A 16,843-nucleotide genomic window follows, 5' to 3' on the forward strand; every position below is an offset into this window, starting at 1 on the left:
AATCCATATCCCCGACTGGTGGTTATGGATTCCGGGCTCGCCGCTTCGCGGCGCCCCGGAATGACAGAAACATCTACTGCAGCACCTCGAACAATCCCGCCGCGCCCATGCCGCCGCCGACGCACATGGTGACGACCGCGTATTTCGCCTTGCGGCGGCGGCCTTCGATCAGGGCGTGGCCGGTGAGGCGCGCGCCCGACATGCCGTAGGGATGGCCGACCGCGATCGCGCCGCCATCGACGTTGATCTTCTCGGGGTCGATGCCGAGCTTGTCGCGGCAATACAGCACCTGCACCGCGAAGGCTTCGTTGAGCTCCCACAGGCCGATGTCGTCGACGCTGAGGCCGTGGCGCTTGAGGAGGCGCGGCACCGCGAAGACCGGGCCGATGCCCATCTCGTCCGGCTCGCAGCCGGCGGAGACGAAGCCGCGGAAGATGCCGAGCGGCTTGAGGCCCCGCCTGGCGGCTTCCTTGTCGCTCATGATCACGCAGGCGCTGGCGCCGTCGGAGAGCTGGCTGGCGTTGCCGGCGGTGACGGTGAAACCGTCGCCGCGCACGGGCTTGAGGCCGGCGAGGCCTTCAGCCGTCGTCTCGGGGCGCGGGCCTTCGTCCTGCGACAGCGTGACCTCCTTCATCGACACGGCGCCGGTGGCCTTGTCGGTGACGGCCATCTGCGTCGTGATCGGCGCGATCTCCTCCTTGAACCTGCCGCCCTGCTGCGCGGCGGCGGTGCGGCGCTGGCTCTCCAGCGAATATTCGTCCTGGCGTTCGCGCGAGATGCCGTAGCGCTTGGCGACGACTTCCGCGGTGTCGATCATGGGCATGTAGACCTCGCCCTTGATCTTGAGCAGCGCGGGGTCCTGGGCGTGGAAGCCGTTCATCTTGTCGTTCTGCACCAGCGAAATCGACTCGCCGCCGCCGCCAACCGCGATCTCGACGCCGTCGAAGAGCACCGAACGCGCGGCCAGCGCGATGGCTTGAAGACCGGAGGCGCACTGCCGGTCGATGGTGGTACCGGCGACGGTGACGGGCAGGCCGGCGCGCAGCAGCGCCTTGCGCGCGATGTTGCCGCCGGTCGCGCCCTGCTGGAGGGCTGCGCCCATCACGACGTCCTCGATCTCCTTCGGGTCGACCTTGGCGCGCGCGACGGCCTCGCCGATGGCGTGGCCGAGCAGGGTTGCCCCCTCGGTGGCATTGAGCGCGCCGCGATAGGCTTTGCCGATCGGGGTGCGGGCGGTGGAAACGATGACGGCGTCGGTCAAGAACGGACTCCTGATGCGGTTTTGGTAGATTGTGACGGTTTCTGCTGCTGGCGCAATTCGTGGCGCGACAATTTTCCGACCGGCGTGCGCGGCAGGTCGTCGACGAACTCGACTTCGGCCGGCAGCTCGTGCTTGCCGAGCTTGCCATTGAGCTGCGCGCGCAGCTCGTCGAGCGAGAACGGCTTTGCGCCGGGCTTCAGCTTGATGAAGGCCTTTGCGGCTTCGCCGCGATACTGGTCGGGGATGCCGAGCACGATCACCTCGTGCACGCCTGATATGGTGTAGATCGCCTGCTCGATCATCTGCGGATAGACGTTGAAGCCGCCGGAGATGATCATGTCCTTCTTGCGGTCGACCAGGAAGAAATAGCCGTCGGTGTCGACATAGCCGATGTCGCCGGTGAGGAAGCGGCCGTCGACGAAGGCATCCGTGGATCCTTCCGGCCTGTTCCAGTAGCCTCCAGTGACGTTCGGACCCTTGATGCGGATCTCGCCGACTTCGCCCGGCGGCAGCACGCGCCGGGGATCGTCGAGCGCGACGACGTCGAGCTCGATGCCGGGCAGCATCAGCCCGATCGAGCCCGGCTTCTCGGGACCGTCAGGCGGGTGGCCGGTGCCGGGCGAGCAGGTCTCGGTCATGCCCCAGCCGCTGCGCAGCTTCTTGCCGACCTTGCGCTCGAAGAAATTCGCGATCTCGACCGGCAGCGGCGCGCCGCCGGAGCCGATGGTGGCGAGCGAGGAGAAGTCGCGCTTGTCCAGATCAGGCAGCGCGGCGATCGCGATCCACATCGTCGGCACGCCCGGAAAGTAGGTCGCGCGCTTGACCTCGATGTCGCGCATCACGGCCTCGACGTCGAAGCGCTGGTGCAGCGAGATCAGATTGCCGCGGCTGAGCGAGGACAGGAGCACGACGGTGAGCGCGTAGATGTGGAACAGCGGCAGCACGCAGATCACGCGCTCGATCGTCTCGCCACGCGCCGCGCGCGACGGCTTACCCCAGACGTCGTAGATCGACACCGCCGCGGTGAGATTGCCGTGCGTGAGCATCGCGCCCTTGGGCAGGCCGGTGGTGCCGCCGGTATATTGCAGCAGCGCGACGTCGGCGGCGGTCACTGTCGGCCATTGCGCCGGCGCGATCGCGCCCTCGACGAAGGTCTTGAAGGTCACGATACGGGGATCATCGGGGATCGCCACCTGCGGCGTGCCGACCTTGCCCCAATGATCGTCCTCGCAGACGACCAGGCGGTCGATCAGCCCCTTCTCCAGGAATTTCAGCGCGGTCGGCAGCAAGGCCTGGAGGTTCGAAGTCACGAGCAGGCGCGAGCCGGAGTCGGAGACCTTGTGCGTCAGCGCGATCTCGCCGTCGAGCGGGGACAGATGGGCCACACGGGCGCCTGCCTTCAGCGCGCCGAAGAAATTGACGGGATGGTCCGGCGTGTTGCCGAGGAACAGCGCGACGGAAGAGGTCTTGCCGCAGCCGGCGCGCAGGAACGCCGCCGCCGCGCGCTCGGCCTGAGCTGCGAGCTCGGTGTAGCTGATCGGACGGTCCCGGAACTCCAACGCGGTGCGCGGGCCGTACTCGGCGGCGGCCTTCGACAGGAGATCCGGAAGCGTGCCCTGGACGATGGGATCGTCCCAACGCACGCCCTCGGGGTAAAACTGTTCGCCGGGATGGGTCATGAATGGTCTTGATTGCAGTGAGGCGGGCAAACTGCCCAGGCTCCCTTCCCCCTTGTGGGGAAGGGTTGGGGAAGGGGGTGGCCACAAACGCTGGTGCCCGGGGCTCCCCCCCTCCCTGCCCCTCCCCCACAAGGGGGGAGGGAACGGAGAGAGCGTTGCCCGGAGCGAGACATCGCGGCCACGGCGCCCTTGATCACGCCGCCTTCGAAGCCGCCGCGAGCGAGGCGAACGTCTTGCCTTCGGCGGCGAGCTTCTTCAGCAGCGGGGCGGGCTCGAGGCTCGGATCGTTGGTCTCCTTGGCGTAGAACGCCAGGCGATCGGCGATGTGCTTGAGGCCGACGCTGTCGGCCCAGTACATCGGACCGCCGCGGTAGATCGGCCAGCCATAGCCGTAGAGCCAGACCACGTCGATGTCGGAGGGACGTGCGGCGATGCCCTCTTCCAGGATCTTCGCGCCCTCGTTGATCATCGGATACATCATGCGCTCGAGGATCTCCTCGTCGCTGACGACACGCTTCTTGCGGCCGAGGCGCAGCAGCGTCTCGTCGATCAGCTTCTCGACATCAGGGTCGGGCAGCGGCGCACGGCTGCCTGCTTCATACTTGTAGTAGCCCTTGCCGGTCTTCTGACCGAAGCGGCCGGCCTCGCACAGCGCGTCCGCGATCTCCGACTTGATGCCGCGGTCCTTCCGCGAGCGCCAGCCGATGTCGAGGCCGGCGAGGTCGCCCATCGCGAACGGGCCCATCGGCATGCCGAACTTGGTGACGACGGCATCGACCTGCTGCGGCAGAGCGCCTTCGAACAGCAGCTTCTCGGACTGCTTGCCGCGCTGGGCCAGCATGCGGTTGCCGACGAACCCGTCGCAGACGCCGACCACGGCCGGCACTTTTGCGATCTTGCGCGCGATCGTGACGGCCGTCACGAGCGCGTCCGGCGCAGTCTTGTCGGCACGCACGATCTCGCACAGCTTCATGACGTTGGCCGGCGAGAAGAAGTGCATGCCGAGCACGTCCTGCGGACGCTTGGTCGACTTCGCGATCTCGTCGATGTTCAGGTACGAGGTGTTGGAGGCGAGCACCGCGCCCGGCTTGGCGTACTGGTCGAGCTTGCCGAACACCTCCTTCTTCACCGCCATGGTCTCGAACACGGCCTCGATGACGAGGTCGGCGTCGCCGACATTCTCGATGCCGACCTTGCCGTCGATCAGCGCCATGCGCTTGGCGGGCGCGTCCGCCGGGATGCCGCCGCGCGCCGCGGTCGCTTCCCAGTTCTTCTGCATGACGCCCATGCCGCGCTTGAGCTGCTCCTCGGCGGTCTCGATCAGCGTGACCGGGATGCCGGCATTGGCGAACGACATCGCGATGCCGCCGCCCATGGTGCCGGCGCCGAGAATGGCGACACGGTTCACAGGGCGCGACTTGGTGCCTTCGGGGACGCCCGCGATCTTGGCGGCTTCGCGCTCGGCGAAGAACGCATAGCGCTGCGCCTTGGACTGGTCGCTGGCGACGAGCTTCAGGAAGCCCTCGCGCTCCTTCTTCAACCCTTCGTCGAACGGAAGGTCGATGGCACAGCCGACGGCATCGGCCGCCGCGAACGGCGCTTCCAGGCCGCGCGACTTCTTGGTCATGGCGGCGACGGCATTGGTGAAGATCGAGCGGTCGGCCTTGGCGGCCGCGAGCTTGGAATCGTCGTCGCGCAGGCGGCGCAGCGGGCGCTTCTCGGCCAGCAGCTTGCGCACGAAGGCTTCGCCGCCCGAGGCCGGCCCCTCGACGATCTCCTCGATCAGGCCGTTCTTCAGCGCTTCCGCGGCGCCGATCGGGTCGCCGCCGACGATCATCTTGACTGCGAGCTCAGGCCCGACCGCGCGCGGCAGGCGCTGGGTTCCGCCGGCGCCCGGCAACAGGCCCAGCTTCACCTCGGGCAGGCCGAGCTTGGCCTCCTTCACAGCGACACGGAAATGACAGGCGAGCGCGACCTCGAGGCCGCCGCCGAGGGCGGTGCCGTGGATCGCGGCAACGACGGGCTTCGGCGAATTCTCGATCTCGGACAGCACGTCGTTGAGGGCCGGCGGCTTCGGCGGCTTGCCGAATTCGGTGATGTCGGCGCCCGCGATGAAGGTGCGGCCGGCGCAGGTCAGCACGATGCCCTTGATGGCGGGATCGGCGATCGCGGCCTTGATGCATTCCAGAATGCCGCCGCGGACCGCGGCACTCAGCGCATTGACCGGCGGGCTGTTGACCGTGACGATGCCGACCTCATCATGACGCTCAAGCTTGACCACTTCGCTCACGGTGTCCCTCCTTGGTGGGGATTTGCTTTTGTTCGATTTCGCGGTGCGGAATTTAATTCCGCATCTTGACGGCAGGGTTATTTTGAAGCACGGACGTTGTCAACGACTCCGCGCAAGAAGCAGATCAGGGATGAAGCGTACAGGAAAGAAGACTGCGACCGATCGGAATTTCGTCGTCGCGCTTTCCCGCGGACTGGATGTATTGCGCGCGTTCCAACCCAATGACGGCCTGCTCGGCAATCAGGAGATTGCGGCGCGCACCAATCTGCCCAAACCGACCGTGTCGCGGCTGACCTACACGTTGACCAGGCTCGGCTATCTGACGCCGGTTCCCCGCTTCGAGAAGTACCAGCTCGCACCCGCAGCGATGTCGCTCGGTTACGCGGCGTTGGCCAATCTGGGCGTTCGGCACTTGTCGGAGCCGTTCCGCGAGGAAGTGATGCGCGCGACCGGCGGTGCCGTCGCCGTCGGCGGCCGCGACCGTCACAGCATGATCTATTTCGGGCAGAGCCGCGGCAGCGAGACGGTCGGCGTTCAACTTGACGTCGGCTCGCGCGTGCCGATTGCAACCAGTGCGATGGGCCGCGCCTATTTCTGGGCGCTCGACGACGAGGGTCGCGCTGAAGTGTCGCGCATTCTGCGCGAACATTACGGCAGCCGCTGGCCGAAGATGCGCGAAGGATTGGAACGTTCCGGCGAAACGGTCGCGAAATACGGTTTTGCGATTTCGGTCGGCGACTGGCACGACGACATCGGCGCGGCCGGCGTCGCGCTCAAGCTCAACGACGGAACCGGACCTTACGCATTCAATTGCGGCGCGCCGGCATTCCGCTTCACGGAAGAGCGTTTGATCAACGACATTGGACCGCGTCTGCTGGCGATGGTAAGGAACATCGAAGCGGCGCTCGGGGGTCTGATGCCGCATTCAAAAAAAGACAACAGCAAAAAGCTGAAATCAGGAGGAAAAGTTGCGCGTGTGGCCGAGGGGTTCAGATAGCCTTTGTCATCATCGGGAGCGGTTCGCATCGCCCCATCGCTCACTGAACGATGTGAGCGAGACGAGATGACGCAGGCACAGCTCGCGCGGGGGACATCGCCCCTGCTCGCGGTTCGCGACGTCAGCGTCGTGTTCGGCGGCATCATCGCGCTCAACGGCGTGTCCTTCGACATGCACAAGGGCCAGATCCTCGGCTTGATCGGCCCCAACGGCGCCGGCAAGACCACGCTCTTCAATTGCCTTTCGCGGCTGTATCAGCCGTCGTCTGGCGACATCCTGATGGACGGCGTCAGCATCCTGTCGCGGCCGCCGCACCGGATCGCCGAGATCGGCATCGGCCGCACCTTCCAGAACGTGGCGCTGTTCCCGAATTTGTCGGTGATGGACAACGTCCGCGTCGGCGCGCATTCGAAGACCTCGAGCGACATCATCAGCGACTCCCTGAGGCTTGCCTGGGTCCGGCGCAGCGAGACCAGCGTCAACAAGAAGGTGCACGAGATCCTCGCCTATCTCGACCTCGAGGACGTCGCCCACACCATCGTCTCCGGCCTGCCCTTCGGTACGCAGAAGCGGGTCGAGCTGGCGCGCGCGCTCGCGGCCGATCCGAAGATCCTGCTGCTCGACGAGCCTGCCGGCGGCCTCAACCACGAGGAAGTCTACGTGCTCGGAGCTCTCATCCGCCGCATTCGCGACGAGCGCCACATGACCGTGCTGCTGGTCGAGCACCACATGGGCCTCGTGATGTCGATCGCCGACCACGTCGTCGCGCTGAATTTCGGCAAGAAGCTCGCGGAGGGGACGCCCGCCCAGGTGCAGGCCGACCCCGACGTCATCAAGGCGTATCTCGGGAGCAAGGACCAATGACGACACTGCTCAACGTCAAGGACCTGCGCGCCTATTACGGCCAGGTCCAGGCACTCCATGGCCTGTCCTTCTCGCTCAACGAGGGTTCCCTGGTGACGCTGCTCGGTGCCAACGGCGCCGGCAAGACCACGACGCTGCGCGCGATCTGCAACATGGTGCGCTCGACCGGAGCGATCGAGTTCGAAGGCAAGCCCCTGAACAACCGCTCCACCGAAAGCATCGTGCGGTTCGGCATCGCCCACGTGCCGCAGGGCCGCGGCACCTTCACCACCATGACGGTGGAGGAGAACCTCCAGCTCGGCGCCATCACCCGCAAGGACAGCGCCGGCATCGTCTCCGACATCGAGCGCATGTACGCCCACTTCCCGGTGCTGAAGCAGCGGCACACCCAGGTGGCCGGCACGCTGTCCGGCGGCGAGCAGCAGATGCTCGCGGTCGCCCGCGCCCTGATGCTGCGGCCGCGGCTGATGCTGCTCGACGAGCCGTCCTTCGGCCTCGCGCCGCTGGTGGTGCGCGATCTGTTCGGCATCCTCGGCAAGATCAACCGCGAGGACAAGGTGTCGATCCTGGTGGTCGAACAGAACGCCCAGCTGGCGCTCGAGCTCGCCGACCAAGCCTATGTGATCGAGACCGGTCGGATCGTGATGTCGGGCAAAGCCAAGGACATCGCGAACAACGAAGAAATCCGCAAATCCTATCTGGGTTACTGAGGGAGCCGGGACAATGGAACTGTTCACCAACCAGGTCCTGGCCGGCATCGCCACGGGCGCGATCTACGCCTGCATGGCGCTCGCGGTGGTCATGATCTACCAGGCCATCGACCATCTCAATTTCGCGCAAGGCGAGATGGCGATGTTCTCGACCTTCATCTCCTGGCAGCTGATGCAGTGGGGCGTGTCCTATTGGGCCGCCTTCCTGATGACGCTGGCATTCTCCTTCGTCGCCGGCATCGCGATCGAGCGGATCCTGTTCAAGCCGCTCGCCAAGGCGCCGGTTCTGACCAACGTCGCCGGCTTCATCGCGCTGTTTGCGATCATCAACTCCTCCGCCGGCCTGATCTGGGACTTCACCATCAAGCAGTACCCGACCCCGTTCGGCTCCTCGCCCTTTCTGGGCAGCCAGCTGATCTCGACTCACCAGGCCGGCATGATCGGCGTCACCGTGCTGCTCTTGCTCGGCCTCTACTTCTTCTTCCAGTACACGCGGATCGGCCTTGCGATGCGCGCCGCCGCCTCGGTGCCTGAATCGGCCCGTCTCGTCGGCATCAACACGAGCTGGATGATCGCACTCGGCTGGGGCATGGCGACCGCGATCGGTTCGATCGCCGGCATGCTGATCGCTCCGGTCGTGTTCCTCGAGCCCAACATGATGGGCGGCGTCCTGATCTACGGCTTCGCCGCGGCGGTGCTCGGCGGATTGAGCAGCCCGTTCGGTGCCGTGGTCGGCGGCTTCCTGGTCGGCGTCTTCGAGAACCTCGCCGGCACCTACATCCCCGGCGTTGGCAACGAGCTGAAGCTCCCGATCGCGCTCGCGCTGATCATCTCCGTCCTGGTCGTCAAACCCGCTGGCCTGTTCGGCCGGCACATCGTCAAGCGAGTTTGATCATGAGCGCTGCAGAAGAAGTCGTCGCCGAAGGCCACCAGGCGGTCGAGGCCGTTCCGAAGCGCGCCATGACGCTGGGCACCGGCACCTCGCTGGTGGTGCTGGCGGCGCTGTTGGTCGTGCCGATGTTCGTCAAGAACTTCATCATCTTCCAGATGACGATGCTCCTGATCTACGGGCTCGCCGTGCTGGCGCTCAACATCCTGACCGGCGGCTCCGGCCAGTTCTCGCTCGGCCAGAGCGCGTTCTACGCCGTCGGCGCCTATACCTCGGCGGTGTTGATGGAGCACGCCAACATCAACTACGCGCTGACCATTCCGATTTCCGCCGCGATCTGCTTCGGCTTCGGTTACCTGTTCGGCAAGCCGGCGCTGCGGCTGTCCGGCGTCTATCTCGCGCTCGCGACTTTCGCGCTCGCCACTGCGATGCCGCAGCTCTTGAAGCTGAACTTCCTCGAGCACTGGACCGGCGGCGTGCAGGGCCTCGTCGTCACCAAGCCGGACGCACCGTTCGGCCTGCCGATGTCGCAGGATATGTGGCTGTACTACTTCACGCTCGCCGTGACGATCGCGATCTACATCTTCTCAGTGAACCTGCTGCGCTCCCGCTCGGGGCGCGCCTTCATGGCGATCCGCGACAACGAGATCGCGGCCTCCTCGATGGGTGTCAACGTCGCGCTCTACAAGACGCTGGCTTTCGGGGTGTCCGCCGGCATCACCGGCGTTGCCGGCTCGCTTGGCGCCATCGCCGTGCAATTCGTCGCGCCCGACAGCTACACCATCACGCTCGCGATCTCGCTGTTCCTCGGCATGGTGGTCGGCGGCGTCGGCTGGCTGCCCGGCTCGTTCGTCGGTGCGGCCTTCATCATCTTCGTGCCGAACATGGCGGAGAGCATCTCCAAGGGCCTCTCCGGCGCGGTGTTCGGCGTGCTGTTGTTCCTCGTCATCTACCTCGTGCCGCATGGCGCGAGGCAGATCGCGGTCCTGGGCCAGCAACTTGTCGGCAAGCTCAGGAAGAACTGAAAACTCTCAAGGACTGTTGTTTAACCAAGGAGACCCAATTGCTTTTCGGAAGAACACTGCGAGCCGCCGCGCTGGTCACGGCAACGGCGGCCGTCACCCTCACCTCCGGCGCTGCACTCGCCCAAAAGAAATACGACACCGGCGCGTCCGATACCGAGATCAAGATCGGCAACATCATGCCGTACAGCGGTCCGGCCTCGGCCTATGGCATCATCGGCAAGACCGAAGAAGCCTATTTCAGGATGGTCAACGACAAGGGCGGCATCAACGGTCGCAAGATCAACTTCGTCACCTATGACGACGGCTATTCGCCGCCGAAGGCGGTCGAGCAGGTCCGCAAGCTGGTCGAGAGCGACGAGGTGCTGGCCGTCTTCAACCCGCTCGGCACGCCCTCGAACACAGCGATCCAGAAATACCTCAACGCCAAGAAGATCCCGCAGCTGTTCGTCGCCACCGGCGCGACCAAGTGGAACGATCCGAAGACCTTCCCCTGGACCATGGGCTGGCAGCCCTCCTACCAGAGTGAAGCGCACATCTACGCCAAATGGCTGATGAAGGAGAAGCCGGACGCCAAGATCGCGATCCTCTATCAGAACGACGATTTCGGCAAAGACTACCTCAAGGGCACCAAGGACGGTCTCGGCGCGAAGGCCTCGTCCATGATCATCATGGAAGAGAGCTACGAGATCTCCGAGCCGTCGATCGACGGCCACATCGTCAAGATCAAGGCGGCCAATCCCGACGTGCTCCTGATCTACACCACGCCGAAGTTCGCGGCCCAGACCATCAAGAAGACCGCCGAGCTCAGCTGGAAGCCGCTCCAGATCCTCACCAACGTGTCGATCTCGGTTGGCAGCGTGATGAAGCCGGCCGGCTTCGAGAACGCGCAGGGCGTGTTGTCGGCAGCCTATGCCAAGGACTCCACCGACCCGCAGTGGGCCAACGATCCCGGCATGAAGAGGTGGAACGAGTTCGTCGACAAGTACATGCCGGGTGCCGACAAGTCCGACACCAGCATGGTCTATGGCTACGGCGCCGCGTCGACCCTGGCCAAGGTGCTGGAAATGTGCGGTGACGATCTCACCCGTGCCAACCTCATGAAGCAGGCCGCGAGCCTGAAGGACTTCGCGCCCGACACCCTGCTGCCCGGCGTCAAGATCAACACCAGCGCCACCGACTTCGCCCCGATTGCGCAGCTTCAGATGATGCGCTTCAAGGGCGAGAAGTGGGAACTGTTCGGCGAGATCATCAGCGGCGATATCGCCTCCGAGTGACACGCTGACGCGATCATCCAACGTAAACGGCCCCCGCGGGCGACCGCGGGGGCTTTTTGTTGACGGCGGGCATCAATCTTGTTCAATGCGCCCGATCCGCCCCGAGGAAGGAGAACAATGGTCGCCGTTCGTTTCCAGGTTGCGTCCCTCTGGGTCGCGCTCGCCTTGTGCACTGCAATGAGCAGCGAAGTGCAGGCGCAGAAGAAATACGACAACGGCGCTTCCGATACCGAGATCAAGATCGGTAACATCATGCCCTATAGCGGGCCGGCCTCCGCCTATGCCTCGATCGGCAAGGCCGAGGAAGCCTACTTCAACAAGATCAACGCCGAGGGCGGCATCAATGGCCGCAAGATCAAGTTCATCTCCTATGACGACGCCTATTCGCCGCCGAAGACGGTGGAGCAGGCGCGCAAGCTGGTCGAGAGCGACGGGGTGCTGCTGATTTTCGGCTCGCTCGGCACCTCCACCAATAGCGCCATCCGCAAATACATGAACGAGAAGAAGGTGCCGCAATTGTTCGTGGCGAGCGGCGCTTCGAAATGGAACGATCCCAAGCAATATCCCTGGACCATGGGCTGGCAGCCGAACTACGCGAGCGAGGCGCGCATCTACGCCAAATACGTCATGAAGGAGAAGCCGGACGGAAAGATCGGTGTGCTCTACCAGAACGACGATTTCGGCAAGGACTATCTGAACGGGCTGAAGGAGGGCCTCGGCGCCAAGGCTTCGATGATCGTGCTGGAAGAGCCCTACAGCACGTCGGAACCGGCGATCGACGAGCACGTGGTCAAACTGAAAGCCTCCGGCGCTGACGTCTTCATCAGCATCACCACACCGAAATTCACAGCGCAGGGCATCAAGAAGGCGGCGGAGATCAACTGGCATCCGGTCCACATCATCTCGAACGTCTCGGCCTCGGTCGGCGGCGTGCTCGAACCGGCCGGGCTCGAGATCTCGCAAGGCATCCTGTCGGCGAGCTACACCAAGGACGGCTCCGATCCGCAGTGGAATGCCGATGACGGCATGAAGAAGTTCTACAACTTCCTCGCCCAGTATGACCCCAAGGCCAACAAGCTCGATGCCGGCGTCGTGTTCGGCTATGCCGCCGCGCAGACCATGGTGAAGGTGCTGCAGATGTGCGGCGACGATCTCACCCGCGAGAACATCATGAAGCAGGCCGCCAGCCTGAAGGACTTCGAACCCGATACGCTCTTGCCCGGCATCAAGATCAATACCGCGCCGGACAATTTCGCTCCGATCGAACAGCTCCAGATGATGCGGTTCAAGGGCCGGAAATGGGAGCTGTTCGGCGACGTCATCTCGAGCGACGTCGGCCACTGACCGCCGCGACGGCTCAATTCAAGATAGCCGCTTCTTCGTAAAGCAACTAAAGCGGCGGCTTGGCGGCACGAAATCTCACGCGCCGGAATATTCCAGCATCGTCTTCGACGAGAATCGCCCACCCCGCGACGCTTATGCGGGGCGTTCTTCTTGCTGAGGGCCGTGGATAGGTATTGAATGTGCGATGGAGCGAGGAGCAACCATCGCCCCCAACAAGAACAATCGACACATTCAAACCTTCCCAGGGAGATCAAGATGCCTGCAATGCATGTGCGATTGGGGGCCTTCTCGGCTGCCCTCGTGCTGGCTGCCGCTCTTTCCACGGCAGCATCCGCGCAGAAGAAATACGACACCGGCGCATCCGACACCGAAATCAAGATCGGCAACATCATGCCCTACAGCGGACCCGCCTCCGCCTACGGCGTGATCGGCAAGACCGAGGAGGCCTATTTCCGCAAGATCAACGCCGAAGGCGGCATCAACGGCCGCAAGATCAATTTCGTCACCTATGACGACACCTACTCGCCGCCCAAAACGGTGGAACAGGCGCGCAAGCTCGTCGAAAGCGACGAGGTGCTGTTGATCTTCAACTCGCTGGGCACGCCGCCCAACACGGCGATCCAGAAATACATGAACTCGAAGAAGGTGCCGCAGCTGTTCGTCGCCACCGGCGCCACCAAGTGGAACGATCCGCAGAACTTCCCCTGGACCATGGGCTGGCAGCCCAACTACCAGATCGAGTCGATCATCTATGCCAAGTACATCCTGAAGAACCATCCGAACGCCAAGATCGCCGTGCTCTACCAGAACGACGACTACGGCAAGGACTATCTGAAGGGGTTCAAGGACGGGCTCGGCGCCAAGGCCGCCTCGATGATCGTCATTGAGGACAGCTACGAAGTCTCCGAGCCAACCATCGATTCCCACATCGTGAAGATGAAGGCGACGGGCGCGGATATCTTCTTCAACGTCACCACGCCGAAATTCGCGGCGCAGGCCATCAAGAAGAACGCCGAGATCGGCTGGAAGCCGCTGCATTTCCTCAACAACGTCTCGGGCTCGATCGGCAGCGTGATCAAGCCGGCCGGCTTCGAGAACGCCCAGGACATCATCTCGTCGCAATACTTCAAGGACCCGACCGACGCGCAGTGGAAGGACGACAAGGCGATGATTGGCTGGAATGAATTCCTGGACAAGTACTATCCGGAAGCGAACCGCGCCGACGCCTCGGTGATGTATGGCTATATCGTGAGCCAGGGCCTCGTGCACGTGCTCAAGGCCTGCGGTGACAATCTGACCCGCGAAAACATCATGAAGCAGGCGGCCAGCATCAGGGATTTCGAGCCTGCGGGGCTGTTGCCGGGCATCAAGGTCAACACGTCGGCCTCCGATTTCGCGCCGCTCTCGCAGCTGCAACTGATCCGCTTCAAGGGCGAGCATTGGGAGCGATTTGGCGAGGTTCTGAGCGGCGACGTCGGCGGCTAACCTTAACCAGCCACTAAAGATATCATCCCAATCGACTAAAGACGCAGCCCCTGCGGCCTTGCCGCAGGGGCTTTTCCTTGAAGCTTCCGGGCAAATCGTATTGAATTGCGGCGCGTCGCCAAAAAACGAGACAAGAAAAGGGACGCACACACCAAGAAGAATAGGGAGATTGGAATGCCTGCTGTCACCGGCAAACTCGCGGCCGCGTCATTGGCGCTCGCGCTCATTGCGGCTTCGACCTCAACTGCATCGGCCCAGAAGAAATACGATACCGGCGCGACCGACACCGAGATCAAGATCGGCAACATCATGCCCTACAGCGGACCGGCCTCCGCCTACGGCATCATCGGGCGCACCGAAGCCGCCTATTTCAAGAAGATCAACGACGAAGGCGGCATCAACGGCCGCAAGATCAATTTCATCTCCTACGACGACGCGTACTCACCGCCGAAGACGGTGGAGCAGGCGCGCAAGCTGGTCGAGAGCGACGAGGTGCTGCTCGTCTTCAACTCGCTCGGCACGCCGCCGAACACGGCGATCCAGAAATACATGAACTCGAAGAAGGTGCCGCAGCTGTTCGTCGCCACCGGCGCCACCAAGTGGAACGATCCGCAGAACTTCCCCTGGACCATGGGCTGGCAGCCCAACTACCAGAGCGAGACGCAGATCTACGCCAAATACATCCTGAAGGAGCTGCCCAACGCCAAGATCGGCGTGCTCTACCAGAACGACGATTACGGCAAGGACTACCTGAAGGGCCTGAAGGACGGGCTCGGCGCCAAGGCCGCAAGCATGATCGTGCTGGAGGAAAGCTACGAGACGTCGGAGCCGACGATCGACAACCACATCGTCAAGCTGAAGGCGACCGGCGCCGACGTCTTCATCAATATCACCACGCCGAAGTTCGCGGCGCAGGCGATCAAGAAGAATGCCGAGATCGGCTGGAAACCGATCCACTTCCTCAACAACGTCTCGGCCTCGGTCGGAAGCGTGATCAAGCCGGCAGGCTTCGAGAACGCGCAAGGCATCATCTCCGCGGCCTATCTGAAGGACACCACCGACGCGCAATGGGCCAACGACCCCGGCATGAAGGCGTTCCTCGACTTCATGACGAAGTACTTCCCCGAAGGCGACAAGACCGACGGCGGCACGATCGTCGGCTACGGCGTCGCACAGACGCTGGTCCAGGTGCTGAAGAACTGCGGCGACGACCTCACGCGCGCGAACGTCATGAAACAGGCCGCGAGCCTGAAGGACTTCCGCACCGAAGCGCTGCTGCCCGGCATCAAGATCAACACGTCGGCGACCGATTTCGCCCCGATCAGCTCGCTGCAGCTGCAACGCTTCAAGGGCGAGCGATGGGAGCTGTTCGGCGACGTCATCAATGCGGAAGCCGGCGGCTAGCGCATGATTCGGAAAAGTGCGCAGCGGTTTTCCGAAAAGATCATGCTGAAACAACAACCTAAAGCGCGATGACGATTCATCCGAATCGCATCGCGCTTTAGCCGGCGCCTGAAACGCACGACGAGAAGCCCCCTGCGCCGGCCGCGCAGGGGGTTTCTGCTTGCGCGGCGGTTTTGATCACGCGATTGCACAATCGAATGATGGCGGAGGCCGCTTACGCTTTGGCGCACGATGCGGTAGGCAGTTGGCCGGCGACCTCATCGCCGCTACTTCAGTCTGCCGAAGGCCATCGTCATGACCGACCGACGTCCCCTGCTCCGCGCGCTCTACGACGCCGCCGTTGCCGCCGCCCATCCGAATACGATCCTGGCGCCGCATCTGCGTCCCGCGCCCGGGGGACGCGTGATCTGCCTTGCCGCCGGCAAGGGCGCAGGCGCGATGGCCGCGGCGGCCGAGCGGCACTATCTCGACGCGCTCGAGCTCCCGCCGGAGCGGCTGGTCGGCATCGCCACCACGCGCCATGGCTACGGCGTGCCGACGCGCCGCATCCGCGTGGTCGAGGCCGGGCATCCCGTGCCTGACGAAGCCGGCCTGAAAGGCGCCGCCGACACGCTCGCGCTGGCAGGCGAGGCCGGGCCTGGCGATCTGCTCCTGGTGCTGCTCACCGGCGGCGGCTCGGCCAACTGGATCGCGCCGGCGAATGGCGTCAGCTTCGCGCAGAAGCAGGCGGTCAACAAGGCGCTGCTGCGCTCGGGCGCGCCGATCGGCGAGATGAACATCGTCAGGAAACATCTGTCGCGCATCAAGGGCGGGCGGCTGGCGCGCGCCGGCAGGAACGCCGCCGAGATCGTCACGCTCGCGATCTCCGACGTGCCGCATGACGACCCTTCCGCGATCGCCTCCGGCCCCACCGTGCCGGATCCGACGACGCTGGCGGATGCGCGCGCGATCGTGGCCAGGTACAAGCTCGACATCGACGATGCGGTGCGCCGCGCGCTCGACGATCCCGCCAATGAGAGCTGCAAACCGGGTGACGCGGCGTTCGGGCGCGCGACTTTCGAGCTGATCGCGCGGCCCAAGCAGTCGCTCGACGCCGCGGTGAAGCTGGCGCGCGCCTCCGGTTACGAGACCATCGATCTCGGCGCCGATCTCGAAGGCGAGGCGCGCGAGGTCGCCGCCGATCACGCCAGGCTGGCGCTCAAGGCGCGTGCGCAAGGCAAGCGCATCGCCATCCTCTCCGGCGGCGAGCTCACGGTCACCGTGCGTGGCCAGGGACGCGGCGGACCGAACCAGGAATACGCGCTGGCGCTCGCCGGCCTGTTGCAGGACACGGCCGGCATCTCGGCACTCGCCGGCGACACCGACGGTGCCGACGGCGGTGCCGGCCACCCCACCGACCCCGCCGGCGCGCTGATCGACGCGGCAACGTTCGCAAGGATGAAGGCGCAGGGACTGCAGCCGCAGGCCTATCTCGACAACAACGACGCGACCTCGTTCTTCGAGGCCACGGGGGATCTGCTGCAGCCGGGGCCGACGCTGACGAACGTGAACGATATCCGGGTGATCCTGGTGGATTGAGAGGTGCTCTGTCCGGCGTCGTCTCCGCATTTGGGCACCAGTT

At 64.3% G+C, this 16,843-nt stretch carries 13 protein-coding genes; 10 read left to right on the forward strand and 3 right to left on the reverse strand.

Annotation, left to right across the window (positions count from 1 at the left end; genetic code table 11):
* Positions 1-73: 73 nt before the first annotated feature.
* From ACM42_RS21615 to ACM42_RS21625, 3 genes are all read right to left on the reverse strand, one after another.
* Positions 74-1,261, reverse strand: coding sequence for an acetyl-CoA C-acyltransferase (locus ACM42_RS21615; RefSeq protein WP_271529822.1), 1,188 nt, complete (start codon positions 1,259-1,261; stop codon positions 74-76).
* Positions 1,258-2,940, reverse strand: a complete 1,683-nt coding sequence (pimA, locus tag ACM42_RS21620; protein ID WP_271529823.1) for a dicarboxylate--CoA ligase PimA — start codon at positions 2,938-2,940, stop codon at positions 1,258-1,260. The genes ACM42_RS21615 and pimA overlap by 4 nt, the downstream gene beginning before the upstream one ends.
* A gap of 193 nt (positions 2,941-3,133) precedes the next feature.
* Positions 3,134-5,230 carry a 3-hydroxyacyl-CoA dehydrogenase NAD-binding domain-containing protein gene (locus ACM42_RS21625; protein WP_271529824.1) on the reverse strand — a complete coding sequence of 699 codons (2,097 nt, stop codon included), beginning with the start codon at positions 5,228-5,230 and terminating at the stop codon, positions 3,134-3,136.
* 130 nt (positions 5,231-5,360) lie between these two features.
* On the opposite strand from ACM42_RS21625, the gene ACM42_RS21630 reads away from it, so the two are divergent.
* From ACM42_RS21630 to ACM42_RS21675, 10 genes are all read left to right on the forward strand, one after another.
* Positions 5,361-6,227, forward strand: coding sequence for an IclR family transcriptional regulator (locus ACM42_RS21630; protein ID WP_271529905.1), 867 nt, complete (start codon positions 5,361-5,363; stop codon positions 6,225-6,227).
* Between the two features lie 66 nt (positions 6,228-6,293).
* Complete coding sequence (locus tag ACM42_RS21635) at positions 6,294-7,091, forward strand: ABC transporter ATP-binding protein (protein ID WP_028179414.1); 798 nt, start codon at positions 6,294-6,296, stop codon at positions 7,089-7,091.
* Positions 7,088-7,801, forward strand: a complete 714-nt coding sequence (locus ACM42_RS21640; protein ID WP_025033919.1) for an ABC transporter ATP-binding protein — start codon at positions 7,088-7,090, stop codon at positions 7,799-7,801. Before ACM42_RS21635 ends, ACM42_RS21640 begins: the two co-directional genes overlap by 4 nt.
* A 13-nt stretch (positions 7,802-7,814) precedes the next feature.
* Positions 7,815-8,693 carry a branched-chain amino acid ABC transporter permease gene (locus ACM42_RS21645; protein WP_194389995.1) on the forward strand — a complete coding sequence of 293 codons (879 nt, stop codon included), beginning with the start codon at positions 7,815-7,817 and terminating at the stop codon, positions 8,691-8,693.
* 2 nt (positions 8,694-8,695) lie between these two features.
* Entirely contained in the window at positions 8,696-9,715 is a 1,020-nt protein-coding gene (locus tag ACM42_RS21650; protein ID WP_271529825.1) for a branched-chain amino acid ABC transporter permease, read from the forward strand.
* Positions 9,716-9,753: 38 nt separating this feature from the next.
* The gene (locus ACM42_RS21655) at positions 9,754-10,989 is read left to right on the forward strand and encodes an ABC transporter substrate-binding protein (protein ID WP_271529826.1); all 1,236 of its coding nucleotides are present in this window, start codon (positions 9,754-9,756) and stop codon (positions 10,987-10,989) included.
* Between the two features lie 117 nt (positions 10,990-11,106).
* Positions 11,107-12,333, forward strand: a complete 1,227-nt coding sequence (locus tag ACM42_RS21660; RefSeq protein WP_271529827.1) for an ABC transporter substrate-binding protein — start codon at positions 11,107-11,109, stop codon at positions 12,331-12,333.
* 255 nt (positions 12,334-12,588) lie between these two features.
* Positions 12,589-13,818, forward strand: a complete 1,230-nt coding sequence (locus ACM42_RS21665; RefSeq protein ID WP_035695236.1) for an ABC transporter substrate-binding protein — start codon at positions 12,589-12,591, stop codon at positions 13,816-13,818.
* Between the two features lie 174 nt (positions 13,819-13,992).
* Positions 13,993-15,222: an ABC transporter substrate-binding protein gene (locus tag ACM42_RS21670; RefSeq protein WP_271529828.1), complete on the forward strand. Its 1,230-nt coding sequence runs from the start codon at positions 13,993-13,995 to the stop codon at positions 15,220-15,222.
* A gap of 294 nt (positions 15,223-15,516) precedes the next feature.
* Positions 15,517-16,800, forward strand: a complete 1,284-nt coding sequence (locus tag ACM42_RS21675; RefSeq protein WP_271529829.1) for a glycerate kinase type-2 family protein — start codon at positions 15,517-15,519, stop codon at positions 16,798-16,800.
* Positions 16,801-16,843 lie beyond the last annotated feature (43 nt).

The sequence above is a fragment of the Bradyrhizobium sp. CCBAU 25338 genome (assembly GCF_028128965.1).
Taxonomy (GTDB): Bacteria; Pseudomonadota; Alphaproteobacteria; order Rhizobiales; family Xanthobacteraceae; genus Bradyrhizobium; species Bradyrhizobium liaoningense.

Coding starts and splice junctions, on each gene's coding strand:
- pimA (WP_271529823.1), bottom strand. CDS start 2,940: ATGACCCATCCCGGCGAACAGTTTTACCCCGAGGGCGTGCGTTGGGAC.
- ACM42_RS21630 (WP_271529905.1), top strand. CDS start 5,361: ATGAAGCGTACAGGAAAGAAGACTGCGACCGATCGGAATTTCGTCGTC.
- ACM42_RS21635 (WP_028179414.1), top strand. CDS start 6,294: ATGACGCAGGCACAGCTCGCGCGGGGGACATCGCCCCTGCTCGCGGTT.
- ACM42_RS21640 (WP_025033919.1), top strand. CDS start 7,088: ATGACGACACTGCTCAACGTCAAGGACCTGCGCGCCTATTACGGCCAG.
- ACM42_RS21645 (WP_194389995.1), top strand. CDS start 7,815: ATGGAACTGTTCACCAACCAGGTCCTGGCCGGCATCGCCACGGGCGCG.
- ACM42_RS21650 (WP_271529825.1), top strand. CDS start 8,696: ATGAGCGCTGCAGAAGAAGTCGTCGCCGAAGGCCACCAGGCGGTCGAG.
- ACM42_RS21660 (WP_271529827.1), top strand. CDS start 11,107: ATGGTCGCCGTTCGTTTCCAGGTTGCGTCCCTCTGGGTCGCGCTCGCC.
- ACM42_RS21665 (WP_035695236.1), top strand. CDS start 12,589: ATGCCTGCAATGCATGTGCGATTGGGGGCCTTCTCGGCTGCCCTCGTG.
- ACM42_RS21670 (WP_271529828.1), top strand. CDS start 13,993: ATGCCTGCTGTCACCGGCAAACTCGCGGCCGCGTCATTGGCGCTCGCG.
- ACM42_RS21675 (WP_271529829.1), top strand. CDS start 15,517: ATGACCGACCGACGTCCCCTGCTCCGCGCGCTCTACGACGCCGCCGTT.